Source organism: Bhargavaea ginsengi, assembly GCF_900109165.1.
GTDB classification, from domain to species: Bacteria; Bacillota; Bacilli; order Bacillales_A; family Planococcaceae; genus Bhargavaea; species Bhargavaea ginsengi.
The window spans coordinates 369,084-382,639 of sequence record NZ_FNZF01000003.1 but is presented as its reverse complement, the minus strand read 5'-3'; the positions used below and the strand labels follow the sequence as shown (position 1 = coordinate 382,639).

Here is a 13,556-nt window from a genome sequence, read left to right as displayed (position 1 = left end):
TTATGCAAGAATAAAATAAGCCCATCATAAGATAGAGAATTCAGACTTTTATTGATACACTTGTCCAAACTCATTCTTAAGGGGGATTCCCATGCCGGCCACGAAGAAAAAATGGCTCACCGCAATGACGCTTTCCGCACTTCTTCTCGTACCTGCAGGCGCCGCGCCCGGCCTGCAGCCAGCAGTCGCGACAGACGATGGCGCCGAGCTCGGCAACGCGCTAAACGAAATACTCGGGGACCCGAGGCTGGAAGGCGCGACATTCGGGGTGAATGTCATGAAGGCCACCACGGGTGAGACCGTTTACGGTCACACGGACGATCTGCTGCTTCACCCCGCATCGAATATGAAGATCCTGACGGGTGTCGCGGCACTGGAAGTGCTTGGTCCCGATCACCGCTTCCAAACGGATGTCCTGCACACAGGCAGGCTGAATCCGGGCGGCGTGCTGAAGGGTGACCTTTATCTTCGCGGCAAGGGCGACCCGACGCTTCTGAAAGAGGACTTTGCCCAGTTTGCTAAGGACCTGAAGGCGAAGGGCGTCAAGAAAGTCCACGGCAACCTGGTTGCGGATGACAGCTGGTATGATGACGTGCTGCTGTCGGAGGATCTGAACTGGTCCGATGAGCACAACTACACCGGGGCCGGCGTTTCTGCATTGACGGCTTCGCCGAACACCGACTATGATGCGGGCACGGTCATCGTGAATGTGAATCCTGCCAAGGAAGCGGGTGCTTCGGCGGAAGTCACGCTCGACCCTTATACGGAAGCGGTGACAATCGACAACCGTGCAGAGACCGTCTCCAAAGATGGAAAGAAATCAATTTCCATCACCCGCGAGCACGGCACGAATAATATCGTGATCACAGGAACGATTCCGGTCGGCGCGACCGCTTCGCGTTCCTGGACGGCCGTCGAGGACCCGACGATGTATGCGCTTGACCTGTTCAAACAAGCTTTGAAAGGGGAAGGCATCACGGTTTCCGGGAAGCTGGCCGAGGGTGAAACCCCTGAAGGCGCGGCTGCTCTCGCATCCAAACAGTCGATGCCGCTCAGTGAGCTGTATATCCCGTTCATGAAGCTCAGCAACAACGGCCACGCAGAAGTGCTCGTGAAGGAAATCGGCCGCAAAGGGGCCGGAGAAGGTTCGTGGGATGCCGGACTCGATATGATGGAGGACGTGCTTGCAGGCTATGGTCTTGACCCGGCCGGAATGCGGCTGCGCGATGGCTCCGGGATGTCGCATAAGAACCTAGTCACAGCTGAGCAGCTATCCGTCCTTCTCTACGAAGCCCAGGCAGAGCCATGGTTCCCGGTCTTCCTGAATTCGCTGCCGGTTGCGGGCCATCCCGACCGGATGACCGGCGGCACGCTCCGCAACCGTATGAAGGACACCGAGGCGGCGGAAAATGTAAAGGCCAAGACCGGCTCGCTCACCGGTGTCTCGACGCTTTCAGGTTATGTTACCGCTGAAAACGGCGAAGAATACATTTTCTCGATCCTCTTCAACAACTACCTTGCAAGCTCAGTCACGCCAATCCAGGATGAAATCGCGGAGACCATCGCGGAACTGGAATGATGATCAGAACCAAGAGCCGGTCAAAAAACAGACTTGACGATATTTTCTAAACAATGTAAGATGAGTGTTAACTTTTTAGTCCGGGAGAGGCAGAAGGTGCCGGGAGCGGCATCGCCTCTGGATCGAAAAGCAGAGTTGAGCAGAGCATAGCCGAGAAATTGCAGAGTAAGAAAAGTAGCATGCGCCAGGCGGCCCAGAGAGCCGGCGGCAGGTGGAAGCCGGAGCGCCCCGCATGTGAATGGACTTACGAGAGCTGCCGGAACCCGTTTCCGGCGGACGATCTTCCCGCGTTAAGGGAACGTGCCGCCATGTGCGGTACGGCCGAGAGGGGGCGATTCCGCCCCAACCGGAGGTGGCAACGCGGAAGTTTTCCGTCCTCCGCAACAGGACTGCTGTGCCTGTTGCGGGGGGCTTTTTTGATTTTCTGAGAAAAGGGAGCTGAGCAGAGATGAGCACAGTCAGAGAGCAGACAGCATCCGGACGGGTGGCTGTCAGGAGGATCGCAGCGGATGCGCTGACGCCGGTAGCCGTATTCGGAAGGCTGAAGGGACACAGGAAGTTCATGCTGGAAAGTTCGGGCGCGCATGACGGCCCGGGACGCTATTCCTACATCGGGCAGGATCCGGTGAAGACGTACCGCGCCGAGGGCCATGTCCTTGAAGAGCGGGACTGCAGGACGGGCCGGGTGTTCAGGCACGAGGGCGAGCCATTGGAGCTTCTTCAGCGGCTGTTGCCGAGGGTCGCTTCACCGGAAGCTTTCCCGTTCGCGGGAGGCGCAGTCGGCGCGATCGGCTACGGAGCCGGTGAGCATAAGGTAAGCGGCGGCACGGGGCCGGATGTGCTCCTTAACGTCTACAGCACGGTCATCGTCTTCGACCATTTGGAAGGCACGGTTTCCATCGTGCGCACCGATCTCGGGGACGGGCAGGCGGATGATGAGCTTGACCGGGTCGAGTCCCAGATCCTGTCCGGCAACGAGCCGGAAGCGGAAGCTTTCACGCTCGGCGAGTTCAAGTCGGATACGGAAAAGGAAGCCTTCGAGGAAGCGGTCCGGCAGGGCATCGCCGCTATTGGGGCGGGCGAGCTTTACCAGGTCGTCCTGTCGCGTGAACTGAGCGCACCGTTCTCGGGGAGCCCGTTTGGCCTGTACCGCAGGCTCCGCCGGCGTAACCCATCGCCGTATATGTATATCATCGACCTCGAAGAAACGGTCATCGTCGGGACCTCCCCGGAAAGTGTCGTGAAGGCGAAGGGCGGAATCCTTTCGATGAACCCGATCGCCGGAACCCGCCGCCGCGGAAAAAACAGGGAAGAAGACCGGGCACTCGAGACGGAGCTGCTCGCCGATCCGAAAGAACTGGCCGAACACGATATGCTCGTCGATCTCGGGCGCAATGACATCGCAAAAGCCGCGGTGCCGGGGACGGTGAAGGTAACCGCCTATCAGGAAGTCGTCCGCTATGAGCATGTGATGCACCTGGTATCTGAAGTGGAAGGACAACTGAAAGAAGGGGCAGATGCATTCGACGCCATCCGGGCCTGCCTGCCTGCCGGCACCGTGACCGGCGCACCAAAAGGCAGGTCGATGGCGCTCATCGACCGGCTGGAGCCGTCGCCGCGAGGCCTGTACGGAGGCTCGGTCGGCTACATCGGCTTTAACGGAAACATGGACATGGCGCTCGCCATCCGGACCTTCTTTATCAAGGATGGCATCGCTTCGGTACGCGCAGGCGCAGGAGTCGTCCATGACTCCAAGCCGGAACTGGAATATAAGGAGACGGCGAACAAAGCCCGTTCGCTCACGGAGGTGGTCAAATGATTTTGCTGATCGATCATGAAGACTCGTTTACCCAGAACCTGTCAGGCGCCCTCGCCGTGCTCGGCGAGGACATCGGCATCCTGGACGCCAAGGCTGCGACACTGTCGAAGGTCGAGCGCTTCGACCCATCGGCAATCATTCTGTCATCAGGTCCCGGGAGTCCGGAAGACTGGCCGGAATCGGTCGGGATCGTCCGGGAATTCGGGGCAGAGATTCCGATTCTCGGCATCTCGCTCGGCCAGCTGATCATCGCCGCCGCATATGGTGGCGGGAAACGCCTTCGTCCACAGATCCGCCACGGCAAGCCGTCCATGATACGGCACAGGCGGGGCGGCCTGTTCGCCTACCTGCCGCAGCCGCTCCGTGTGATGTGCTGCCACTCGGCGGCACTGGAAGAGGGCGCGCTTCCTGAAGTGCTTCACGCGGACGCCTATTCCATGGACGACAACACAGTCATGGCCGTGCGGCACGATCGCCATCCGTCATACGGGCTTATGTTCCATCCGGAGTCGGTCGGCACTGACAAGGGGGAGCGGCTGCTCGCCGCTTTTCTGGAAGAGGCCAAGGCATTTAACGAACAGAAAGCAGCCGGGCCACAGCGGATTCCCGGACTTTGACACCATAGAGAGCAGAGGAGAGTGGAGCAGAGATGAGAGAGTTCACACAGAAAGTACGGAACGGAAACGATCTGAACTACGAGGAGATGACGGAGGCCGCGCTGTTCATGTTCGATGAGCGCACGCCGGAAGAGGAAGTCGGCGATTTCCTTGCAGCGCTTGCCGACAAAGGAGAGACGGCCTATGAGGTGGCTGCGCTTGCCGAGGTGACGCGGGGCATGGCGATCGCTCCGGACGTGCCGGCAGCTCCGTATACCGACAACTGCGGAACGGGCGGTGACGGCTCGGACAGCTTCAACATCAGCACGACGTCGGCGTTCGTCCTGGCGGCGGCGGGCGTTCCGGTCGCAAAGCACGGCAACCGGAAAATCTCCAGCCGGTCGGGCAGCTCCGACGTCCTGGAAGCACTCGGCATCGGGCTCGAACAGGACATGAAAGAGGCGGCCAGACAGCTGCGTGAGGAAGGCATCGCATTCCTTTTCGCGCCGCGCCTTCATCCGAAGATGAAGCGCATCGGGCGTGTGCGTTCCCGCCTCGGCCGGCGCACGATCTTCAATCTGACGGGACCGCTTACGAACCCGGTACCGCTGGAGTCCCAGTTCACCGGCATCAGCCGGAAGGATTTCACGATGGGCTATGCATCGGTCCTCCGCATGCAGGGACGCAAGCGCGCGATTGTTGTCTGCGGCGCCGGCGGGATGGATGAGGCCTCGCTTGCAGGGCAGAATGATTTCGTTCTGCTGGACCACGGCGACCTGATCCCATTCACGCTCGAGGCGGAAGACGTGGGCCTCCAGTCCGCGCCGCTCTCCGCACTGCGGGGTGGTGACGGACGGGAAAATGCGGAAATCCTCCGCTCAGTCCTTGGCGGCGCCCGCGGCCCGAAATTCGATGCTGTCGCATTCAATGCAGGTCTGGGCCTGTTTGCCGCAGGACGCGCGGAAACGGCAAGGGAAGGCGTAGAACTCGCCCAAGACATCATCCTGTCCGGAAAAGCGACGGAAAAGCTGGAATCCGTTATCCGGTTCCACCAACAAGCAGAGGAGGCGGTCACGCCATGACGATCCTGGACGATATCCTTGAACAAAAGCGGAAGCGGCTTCCTTCCCTGCGGGCTGAAGTCCCTGCAACACCATCCATCCGGCACAGGAGGCCAAGGCTTTCGGACGTCATTTCCGCACAGGACGGCCTGGCCGTCATCGCCGAGGTAAAGCGGGCCTCTCCGTCTAAAGGCATCATCAACGCAGACGCAGACCCGGCGGAGCAGGCGTTGCGCTATGAACAGGCAGGGGCATCCTGCATCTCGGTCCTGACAGAAGAAGCCTTTTTCAAGGGATCTTACGAAGACTTGGCCGCTGTGGCGGAAACGGTCAGGATCCCGATCCTCTGCAAAGACTTCATCATCGATGAGCTGCAGATTGACCGCGCGCTCCAGGCGGGGGCTTCCGTCGTTCTCCTGATCGTGGCGGCGCTGCCGCAGGAACGGCTCCGGGAGCTGCACGGCTACGCGGAGTCGGCGGGTCTCGATGTCCTTGTCGAAGTGCATGACGAAGAGGAGATGGACCGCGCGCTTGAGCTGGATCCTTCATTTATCGGCATCAACAACCGCGACTTGAAGACGTTCCATGTCGACCTCGGCAACACGGAGCGGCTTGCGGCACGCGCCGGCAAAAAGCCGGGACGCTACCTGGTCTCGGAAAGCGGAATCATGTCGGCGGAGGACGCCGCATGCGTCCGGGAAAACGGCGCGGACGCCATCCTTGTCGGGGAGTCGCTCATGAGGAGCGGCGACCCGGGCTCGGCGATCCTCTCCTACCGGGAAGCAAAGGGAGTGGTCCGGCCATGACAAAGGTGAAAATCTGCGGGCTGATGGAAGCCGAGCATGTAAGAGCCGCCGTCGACGCGGGGGCGGATGCCATCGGCTTCGTCTTCGCCCCGAGCCGCAGGCGCATCGATATGAAATGGGCCGCGGAACTGGCGGCACGTGTGCCGGAACACGTCATGAAAGTCGGCGTGTTCGTAAATGCTGACGCGTCCGAACTGAAGACCGTCTACCGGAATGTTCCGCTGGATTATGTCCAGTACCACGGTGACGAGACACCTGAGCAGATCCGGGAGATCGGCCTGCCGTCGATCAAGGCATTTTCTGTCCGGACGGCGGAGGACGTCCGCCGGGCGGCCCAATATGACGTGGATTACTACTTGTTCGATGCGCCGGGCACCGACTTCCGCGGCGGCAGCGGGAACGTGTTCGACTGGTCGCTTCTGGCCGATGCGGGCATCCCGCGTGAACGGACGATCATCGCCGGCGGACTAAACGCCGGCAATGCGGCAGATGCGGTCAGACAGACAACACCATTTGCGCTGGACGTATCGAGCGGTGTGGAACTGGAAAAGCGGAAAGACCCGGAGCTGATCCGCAGGTTTATCCGTGCCGTGAAGGAAAGGGGAGAGGCCTGATGGTGAACACAACAGAACAGCAAGCATACAGTGCACCGGACAAAGCCGGACGCTACGGTGAATACGGGGGCCGATTCGTACCTGAAACACTCATGCCGGCGCTCCTCGAACTTGAGGAAGCGTACAGGGAGGCAAAGGAAGACCCGGCTTTTGTCGAACAGCTGGACCACTACCTGAAGGACTATGTCGGGCGCGAAAACCCACTGTACTTCGCGGAACGGCTGACGGAAGCTGCGGGAGGCGCGAAAATCTACCTGAAGCGTGAAGACCTGAACCATACCGGTGCGCACAAGATCAACAATGCGATCGGCCAGGCGCTTCTCGCCAAGCGGATGGGCAAGACGAAAATCATTGCAGAGACCGGAGCGGGCCAGCATGGCGTGGCCACTGCGACCGCCTGCGCGCTGCTGGACATGGAGTGCATCGTGTTCATGGGCGCGGAGGACATCCGGCGCCAGGAGTTGAACGTCTTCCGGATGGAGCTTCTCGGCGCATCGGTCGTATCGGTCAGCCAGGGATCCGCCACGCTCAAGGACGCGGTAAATGAGGCGCTCCGCTATTGGGTCGCGAACGTCTCCGACACGCATTATGTCATCGGTTCCGCACTGGGGCCGCACCCGTTTCCGGAGATTGTCCGCGACTTCCAGCGGGTGATCGGCGTCGAGACCCGGCGCCAGATTCTCGAAAAGGAAGGCCGTCTGCCTGATGCGGTCGTAGCCTGTGTAGGCGGCGGCAGCAACTCGATCGGCATGTTCCATCCGTTCGTGGAGGATCAGGCCGTCGCCCTTTACGGCGTCGAGGCCGCGGGAAGCGGACTGGAAACCGGCAAGCATGCAGCAGCGCTGACCGGCGGACGTCCTGGCGCACTCCACGGTGCCTATATGTACCTCCTGCAGGATGAAGCGGGCCAGATCGAGGAGGCCCATTCCATCTCGGCAGGGCTCGATTATCCGGGCGCGGGCCCTGAGCACTCCCACTTCCGCGACACCGGGCGCGTGACCTACACATCGGTCACGGATGAGCAGGCACTCGAAGCGCTCAAAATGCTGAGCCGGAAGGAAGGCATTCTGCCGGCGCTGGAAAGTTCTCATGCCGTGCATTATGCGGTGGAACTTGCATCCGGCATGTCGTCTGAAGAGATTGTTGTCATATGCCTGTCCGGACGCGGCGACAAAGACGTCATCACCGTGCGCGAAGCGCTGAAGGGAGGAAACGGAGATGTCTGAGATCACAAAAGCGATTCTTGAGGCCCGTGAAGCCGGCGGCTGTGCATTTGTCCCGTACATCATGGCGGGCGACGGCGGACTCGGCCGCCTCAAGGAAGATCTCCTGTTCCTTCAGGAAGCGGGCGCGACGGCAGTCGAGCTCGGCATCCCGTTTTCCGACCCGGCTGCGGACGGACCGGTCATCCAGGAAGCGGGTCTCCGCGCACTCGGCGCCGGCACAACGCTAAAGGCGGTCATCGAGGAAGTGAAAGCAATCGGGGACGAAGTGCACATCCCGATCATCTTCATGACCTACCTGAACCCGGTGCTCAGCTACGGCATGGCCGGATTTGCAAATGACTGCCAGGAGGCCGGAATTGCCGGTGTCATCGTACCGGATGTGCCGTTCGAGGAAAGCGAACCGCTTGAAGACTGCCTCCGGATGAACGGCATCGACCTGATCCGTCTGATTCCGCTGTCCGCTCCGGAAGACCGCATCCGGAAAATCGCGGAAGCGGCGGAAGGCTTTATTTACGCAGTCACGGTAGATGGTATCACCGGCGTCCGCGACAGTTTCGGCGGGACGACCGATGGCCGGCTCGAGCGGCTGAAAGACATCGCGGACATTCCGGTACTTGCCGGCTTCGGCATCTCGACGCCGGATCAGGTTCGCGACTTTGGCCGCTTGGCGGACGGTGTCATCGTCGGCAGCGCCATCGTTGACGCCCTGCACCGCGGGGACAAGGAACCGATCCAAAAACTGATCGGCTCCGCGAAAGACATTGCGGTACCGGCAGAATAATCATTTGAAGGGCATCCCGGGTGAGCGGGATGCCCTTTTGGGTATGCTGAACTGTATGGGAGCCCGAAACAACTGTTTATTGTCTATGGCTGCTATCATATATAAAATGAAACTCCTGCGGCACTAGCACGTATATATCAGTCAAGAGGAGTGATCCGAATGGAAACGGCCATGATCAAAAACCGCTATGAGATGATTTATCCGAAACTCGTTGACCTGTTCAGCTGGACGGTCGACAAGCGGGTGCTGCTGTCGATTGCGGGAATCTACGCACTTGGAGAAAAGGAGTTCGATGCGCGAAGGCTCCGTGAAGTCGCAGATGCGCTGAAAAAACGTTCAGGCCTCTTTTCTCCGGTACGGGGCCAGTTCCACCCGCTGATCTCGGCATTGCTCGACGTATCGGGAGATGGTGCGACTGAAATGGCGGAAGATCTGTTCGAGAAGCAGGAAATCCTCCACGGACTCGGCTTCAGAAACACGATCCATTCCTACTTGGCGGCGACATTGCTGTCGGATGAGGAAGGGGAGGCCCGCCGTGAGGCGATTGCCGGGAAGATGCTCTATGATGAGATGAAGCGGAGGCACCGCTTCCTGACATCCGACGATGACTATACATTTGCCGTGCTGCTCGGCAGCCAGGCAACCAGCCCGTCGGAGCTTGCTGACGTGATGCACCGCTATTACCAGGATCTTAAAGTGCGCGGTTTCAGGTTCGGAAACGAGCTTCAGTGGATGTCACAGACAGTCACCTACGGTAATGCCGATTACGAAGAAAACCGGTCTGCAGAGGCCTCCGAAATCCGTAACCGGTTAAAAGCGGAGGGTCTGAAAGTCAAGCCGATTCACTACCCGGCAATTGGGCTTCTTACAGTGTTTCACGTGGAACAGTCCCAGATTGACCGAATTGTAGAGGCTGCCAAGGCCCTGTCCGAGATGAAACTGTTCCGCTGGTACAAAGAAATGGCGCTGTCTGCGGCTATCCAGTCGGTGCTCATGGAAATGACTACTGGAGAGCAGGCGGCCCACATCGGCATCGCGGCTTCCGTGGAGCAGGTGCTGCGCGCCCAACAGGCGATCATGGCATCGAGCGGCGCCGCTGCAGCTGCAGCGGCAGCTTCGGCCGGTGGCGGCGGAGACGGCGGCTCCTGATAGGTCAATAAAAGCACAAATCCCGCAACGCCATGCCAGGCGGTGCGGGATTCGTTCGTTACAGGGTCTTTTCAAGCAGTGTCCAGATGAGCCGCGCCTCTTCCGGAGAGCGTGGCGTAATTGCGGTGTTTTTCGGATACGGGTCGCGTTCGGGTCGGTTGCGGACATATTTCACGGTGTATGGGTTTTGCTCTTCCGCAATCCTGAACGCGCCTTCCGCAGCCGGGGAGAGCAGGTTCCGTTTTCGTTCGATCGCCCAGCGGAACCAGGCAAAGAAGGCATTGTCCGCATCGGGTTCTTCGTAATGGACGATCAGGCTTTCCGCTTCGTCCAGCCGTCCGAGGGAGATAAGAGCCGACAGCGCGACGTAGCGCGCCCCCTGGTGGTCACCCGGGTTTGCACGGAGGAGGGCATAGAGTTCATCGAATGCTTCCTCCATCCGCCCTTCCTCCCAGAGGCTGACGGCGATCCGGAACCTTGCGCGCAGGTACTGCCGGTTCGGCACATATCCCCAGGCGATTTCGATGTCGGGCTCAAACTGCTGTTCAGCGGAAGCGGCCGCGCGACGCAAAATGGCGAGCTGCTCTTCCGGGTCTTCCGTCCGCTCCGCCAAAAGCATGAGGGCATCGGCATTTTCCGGATCGAGCCGCAGGGCTTCCATTGCCTTTTCCTGACGCAGCTCCCGGTCTTTTGCAAGATAGGCCTCATATGCACGGACCTGGGCTTCCTCTTTGGCGGAACGCGGCATGTATGGCTGATCTTCGTAAGCTTCCATGAGGCGCCGCAGCGCTTTTTCGTCTGTGACTTCCGCATCTTTCAGGTGCATGAACATCTGCCAGTTGCTGAACTCTGCCGGCATCGGATCGGTTCCGGCCCCAAGTGCGTAAACGGGGGTCTCACTGTCTTCGTGTGCTGCTGCCTCATCCATGAAACGGCCAAAATCCTGTGCGAATAGCCGGGCGGTGTCCGGGTCCGCCCCGAAATGGCCGGCGGTCTCGGCGAGCGACCAGTTGAGACTGAATGCGCCGGAGCGGATGCCATGCCACACCGCACCTGCGATGGCGCCTTCCGTGACGTCTCCCTTGCTGCCGAGAAAATGGAAGAACCCCTCAACGATGCGATCATCTTTCAGGTCTTCATCGATCATGAAGCGCTCGAGCGCCTCTGTTGCCCCGGAGATGCTTTCCGGCAGAGCGGTTTCTTCGATGACATGGCCGAACAGTCTGTAGGCGGCAAGGGGATGCGCCCGGAGAAAGGTTTGGGCGTCTTGGCCTGAAGCGGCCTGGCGCAATTTCCCAATGGTCTCCTCTTCCGCGCCTTCCGCGGTGACGAGGCTGTTAAGCGGAAGTATTCGGTTTTCGCCTCTTGAGTCTCTTACGAAAAAGCCGATCAGCACATCGCCCGCCCGGGCACGGATGGACGGGGCGGCAATAAGGTGGAAGCTGTCGCCCGACAGGACATCTTCAACGCTGACGGTGTGCATGTCCGCTTTTTTCACACGGAGGGCGAGGAGCAGGGGATCCAGGAAGTTCTCCAGAATTGTCCGGACCTTCCCGCGGCTTTCTTTCTCTGCTGCGTTCCGGATATAGTCGTTCCAGATATCGGCGCGCTTCTGGAAAAAGTATAAGTCACCGAGGATCATGCCGGCCTCTTCTTCCCCATGGAGGGACGCGAGCACTTCGCCTTCATCGCGGCGCATGGCGGTCAGCTCCTGCAGTTCTGAAGGGGTCGGATGGGCGGCGAAAAAGCCTTCCAGGATCCGTCCGATGTCCTGGTCGATTTCCCGCTCCATACGGTCGCGGTCCTTTTCGGCACCACAGCACTTTTTGTATTTCTTGCCGCTGCCGCAGGGGCACGGGTCATTGCGCCCGACGACAGCTTTCTGCTCCTGTGCCCTCATCGGTTCGGCTCATCCAGCAGCATGCGTTCTTCGTCACGGCTGTGGATGTCATCGACCACGATCAGCGCCTCGAACTGCTGCATGACATCCGGGGTCAGGCCATCTTCCGCGAGCATACGCTTAATGTCCTTCGCCATCGTCCTCATCAGGTCGTGGTCGCGGGTCAGCTGGATCACTGCGCGCTCCAGCTCCGGGTGCAATCCGACCATTTCCTGATAGAAGCCATCTTCCTCGGCATCCGCATGGGCAATGATGCGGGTTTCCCAATATTCGAGGAGGTGGTCTGCCGCCATCTTCGCGACCTCGTCTTCCCCGGCCTTCAGGAGGCGTTTGACTTCATCGGTTTTCTGGATGGCGCCTGTGAGTGCCCCCTGATGGATTGCATGATGGGCATGGAGTTGCTTTAGTGCAGGTCCCGGCATATTGTCCACCCTTTCAGATTTTTCTATCATTATAGCACAGGGAAAAGGGAATTCCCGGGAGACGGGGGAGCTTTCCCGGGGATAGAGGGAATTCCCTGAGAGAGTTTGACAAGCCGGTCGGGCTCGACTACTTTTTAAGAAAAGGGGGAACGGGAATGAAACGGATCATTGCGCTTGCCGCAGCCACACTGCTTCTGGCCGGATGCAAAACATCGGATGCGGAAGAAAAAGAGACACTCCGAATTTCGGCTGCTGCCAGTCTGATGGATGTGGTCGCGGCATTGGAGCCGGTGTTCACGGAGTTGCACCCCGACACCGAGCTCGTCATCAATTACGGTTCCTCTACGAAACTTCGTGCGCAAATCGAGCAGGGCGCCCCATTCGATCTGTTTTTGTCTGCAAGCAGCGCCGATATGGATAAGGTTGCGGATGCGGGGCTCATAGATGCCGATACCGTCATCCCGTTCGCGGAAAACGGGCTCGTCCTCGTTTCGGCAGACACTGTTGATGGTGATGTCACAGACCTTCTGAGGAATCCTGAAGGCAATATTGCCGTCGGCCAGCCGGACAGTGTGCCGCTTGGAATCTATACGAAGGAATCCCTCGCTGCAGCAGGATTGTGGGACGGGTTGGACGGTCATCTCGTCTACGGGAAGGACGCCCGTCAGGTGCTGACATATGCGGAAAGCGGGAATGCGGATCTCGGTATCGTTTATCAATCCGATGCTGCCATTTCGGAAAAAGTGGAGGTTGTGGGGAAGCTCCCGTCCGGCGATACCCCGATCGTTTATCCGGCGGGGGTTGCGGAACAGGCGGAAAACCAGGCTGCCGCTGAGGCCTTCATAGAAGTGCTGACAGGCGATGAAGGCAGGAAGGTTATTGAAAACCATGGCTTCGCTCTGCCGGAGGGCGGCAAGTGACGGTTCCGGATCTTTCGCCGCTCGCGCTGTCGCTCCGCGTCGCCTTCCTGTCCACGCTGCTCGCTGCGGTCACGGGGATTGCCCTCGCCCGGGTTATGGGACGCCGGGAATTCCCCGGGAAAAGTGCGGCAGAAGCGATGATTTTGCTGCCGCTCGTCTTGCCTCCGACCGTCGTCGGATTCGGACTGATCATGCTGTTCGGCGTAAACGGGCCCATCGGCCGCCTGCTGGAGGACTGGTTTGGCATCCGGATTGTCTTCACATGGATCGGCGCGGTGATCGCTTCGTTCGTCGTGTCACTGCCCCTGATGTACCAGAGCGTGCAGGCGGCGTTTGATAAAGTTGACCCGAGATGGGAAAATGTCGCCCGTACGATGGGCGTCAGCGAATGGAGGATATTCCGTAAAGTGACCTTCCCGCTTGCCTGGCCGGGCATTTTGGCGGGACTCGTCCTCGCGTTCGCCCGGGGCCTCGGTGAATTTGGGGCGACGCTCATGATTGCCGGGTTCATCCCGGGCGAAACTGTCACCGTTCCTCTTGCCATCTACTTTTCCTATGAGGCGGGACGAACCGGCGAGGCGATGTTCTGGGTCGTCCTTATCACGCTGCTCGGCCTTGCCGCAATCACCTGGCTGAACGGATGGCGCAGAAAGACCTCAAGAAGACGGGGAAGGGAGTGAGGG

At 59.6% G+C, this 13,556-nt stretch carries 13 protein-coding genes; 11 read left to right on the top strand and 2 right to left on the bottom strand.

Going from position 1 to position 13,556, the window contains the following annotated elements; translation table 11 throughout:
* Positions 1-91 precede the first annotated feature (91 nt).
* The 9 genes from dacB to BMX91_RS10660 all read left to right on the top strand — a co-directional run bounded on the left by dacB (position 92) and on the right by BMX91_RS10660 (position 9,631).
* The gene (gene dacB / locus BMX91_RS10700) at positions 92-1,579 is read left to right on the top strand and encodes a D-alanyl-D-alanine carboxypeptidase/D-alanyl-D-alanine endopeptidase (RefSeq protein WP_092053654.1); all 1,488 of its coding nucleotides are present in this window, start codon (positions 92-94) and stop codon (positions 1,577-1,579) included.
* A 448-nt stretch (positions 1,580-2,027) separates the two neighbouring features.
* Complete coding sequence (locus BMX91_RS10695; protein ID WP_092053650.1) at positions 2,028-3,398, top strand: anthranilate synthase component I family protein; 1,371 nt, start codon at positions 2,028-2,030, stop codon at positions 3,396-3,398.
* Complete coding sequence (locus BMX91_RS10690; RefSeq protein WP_092053646.1) at positions 3,395-4,015, top strand: anthranilate synthase component II; 621 nt, start codon at positions 3,395-3,397, stop codon at positions 4,013-4,015. The genes BMX91_RS10695 and BMX91_RS10690 overlap by 4 nt, the downstream gene beginning before the upstream one ends.
* Before the next feature lie 32 nt (positions 4,016-4,047).
* Positions 4,048-5,076: an anthranilate phosphoribosyltransferase gene (gene trpD, locus BMX91_RS10685; RefSeq protein WP_092053642.1), complete on the top strand. Its 1,029-nt coding sequence runs from the start codon at positions 4,048-4,050 to the stop codon at positions 5,074-5,076.
* Positions 5,073-5,861 (top strand): indole-3-glycerol phosphate synthase TrpC, encoded by a 789-nt coding sequence (gene trpC, locus BMX91_RS10680; RefSeq protein ID WP_092053638.1) that lies wholly within the window; start codon positions 5,073-5,075, stop codon positions 5,859-5,861. Before trpD ends, trpC begins: the two co-directional genes overlap by 4 nt.
* Positions 5,858-6,475 carry a phosphoribosylanthranilate isomerase gene (locus BMX91_RS10675; protein ID WP_092053633.1) on the top strand — a complete coding sequence of 206 codons (618 nt, stop codon included), beginning with the start codon at positions 5,858-5,860 and terminating at the stop codon, positions 6,473-6,475. The genes trpC and BMX91_RS10675 overlap by 4 nt, the downstream gene beginning before the upstream one ends.
* A complete protein-coding gene (gene trpB / locus BMX91_RS10670; RefSeq protein WP_092053629.1) occupies positions 6,475-7,701 on the top strand; it encodes a tryptophan synthase subunit beta in 1,227 nt (408 codons plus the stop codon). Before BMX91_RS10675 ends, trpB begins: the two co-directional genes overlap by 1 nt.
* Positions 7,694-8,482 (top strand): tryptophan synthase subunit alpha, encoded by a 789-nt coding sequence (gene trpA, locus BMX91_RS10665; protein WP_092053626.1) that lies wholly within the window; start codon positions 7,694-7,696, stop codon positions 8,480-8,482. The genes trpB and trpA overlap by 8 nt, the downstream gene beginning before the upstream one ends.
* A gap of 159 nt (positions 8,483-8,641) precedes the next feature.
* Positions 8,642-9,631, top strand: coding sequence for a DUF4003 family protein (locus BMX91_RS10660; RefSeq protein ID WP_092053623.1), 990 nt, complete (start codon positions 8,642-8,644; stop codon positions 9,629-9,631).
* A 58-nt stretch (positions 9,632-9,689) separates the two neighbouring features.
* On the opposite strand, the gene BMX91_RS10655 is transcribed toward BMX91_RS10660, so the two are convergent.
* Complete coding sequence (locus tag BMX91_RS10655) at positions 9,690-11,531, bottom strand: SEC-C metal-binding domain-containing protein (RefSeq protein WP_092053619.1); 1,842 nt, start codon at positions 11,529-11,531, stop codon at positions 9,690-9,692.
* Positions 11,528-11,953: a hypothetical protein gene (locus tag BMX91_RS10650; RefSeq protein WP_092053615.1), complete on the bottom strand. Its 426-nt coding sequence runs from the start codon at positions 11,951-11,953 to the stop codon at positions 11,528-11,530. The genes BMX91_RS10655 and BMX91_RS10650 overlap by 4 nt, the downstream gene beginning before the upstream one ends.
* Positions 11,954-12,108: 155 nt before the next feature.
* Here BMX91_RS10650 and modA point away from each other — a divergent pair, with 155 nt between their 5' ends.
* Entirely contained in the window at positions 12,109-12,873 is a 765-nt protein-coding gene (modA, locus tag BMX91_RS10645) for a molybdate ABC transporter substrate-binding protein (protein WP_092053611.1), read from the top strand.
* On the top strand, positions 12,870-13,553 hold the full coding sequence (modB, locus tag BMX91_RS10640; protein WP_092053606.1) for a molybdate ABC transporter permease subunit: 684 nt from the start codon (positions 12,870-12,872) through the stop codon (positions 13,551-13,553). Before modA ends, modB begins: the two co-directional genes overlap by 4 nt.
* The last annotated feature ends 3 nt before the right edge of the window (positions 13,554-13,556 follow it).

Excerpts from the sequence above, each read along its gene's own strand:
- BMX91_RS10655 (WP_092053619.1), bottom strand. The coding sequence starts at position 11,531 with ATGAGGGCACAGGAGCAGAAAGCTGTCGTCGGGCGCAATGACCCGTGC.
- BMX91_RS10695 (WP_092053650.1), top strand. The coding sequence starts at position 2,028 with ATGAGCACAGTCAGAGAGCAGACAGCATCCGGACGGGTGGCTGTCAGG.
- BMX91_RS10660 (WP_092053623.1), top strand. The coding sequence starts at position 8,642 with ATGGAAACGGCCATGATCAAAAACCGCTATGAGATGATTTATCCGAAA.
- BMX91_RS10650 (WP_092053615.1), bottom strand. The coding sequence starts at position 11,953 with ATGCCGGGACCTGCACTAAAGCAACTCCATGCCCATCATGCAATCCAT.
- trpA (WP_092053626.1), top strand. The coding sequence starts at position 7,694 with ATGTCTGAGATCACAAAAGCGATTCTTGAGGCCCGTGAAGCCGGCGGC.
- modA (WP_092053611.1), top strand. The coding sequence starts at position 12,109 with ATGAAACGGATCATTGCGCTTGCCGCAGCCACACTGCTTCTGGCCGGA.
- BMX91_RS10690 (WP_092053646.1), top strand. The coding sequence starts at position 3,395 with ATGATTTTGCTGATCGATCATGAAGACTCGTTTACCCAGAACCTGTCA.
- trpB (WP_092053629.1), top strand. The coding sequence starts at position 6,475 with ATGGTGAACACAACAGAACAGCAAGCATACAGTGCACCGGACAAAGCC.
- BMX91_RS10675 (WP_092053633.1), top strand. The coding sequence starts at position 5,858 with ATGACAAAGGTGAAAATCTGCGGGCTGATGGAAGCCGAGCATGTAAGA.
- dacB (WP_092053654.1), top strand. The coding sequence starts at position 92 with ATGCCGGCCACGAAGAAAAAATGGCTCACCGCAATGACGCTTTCCGCA.
- trpC (WP_092053638.1), top strand. The coding sequence starts at position 5,073 with ATGACGATCCTGGACGATATCCTTGAACAAAAGCGGAAGCGGCTTCCT.
- trpD (WP_092053642.1), top strand. The coding sequence starts at position 4,048 with ATGAGAGAGTTCACACAGAAAGTACGGAACGGAAACGATCTGAACTAC.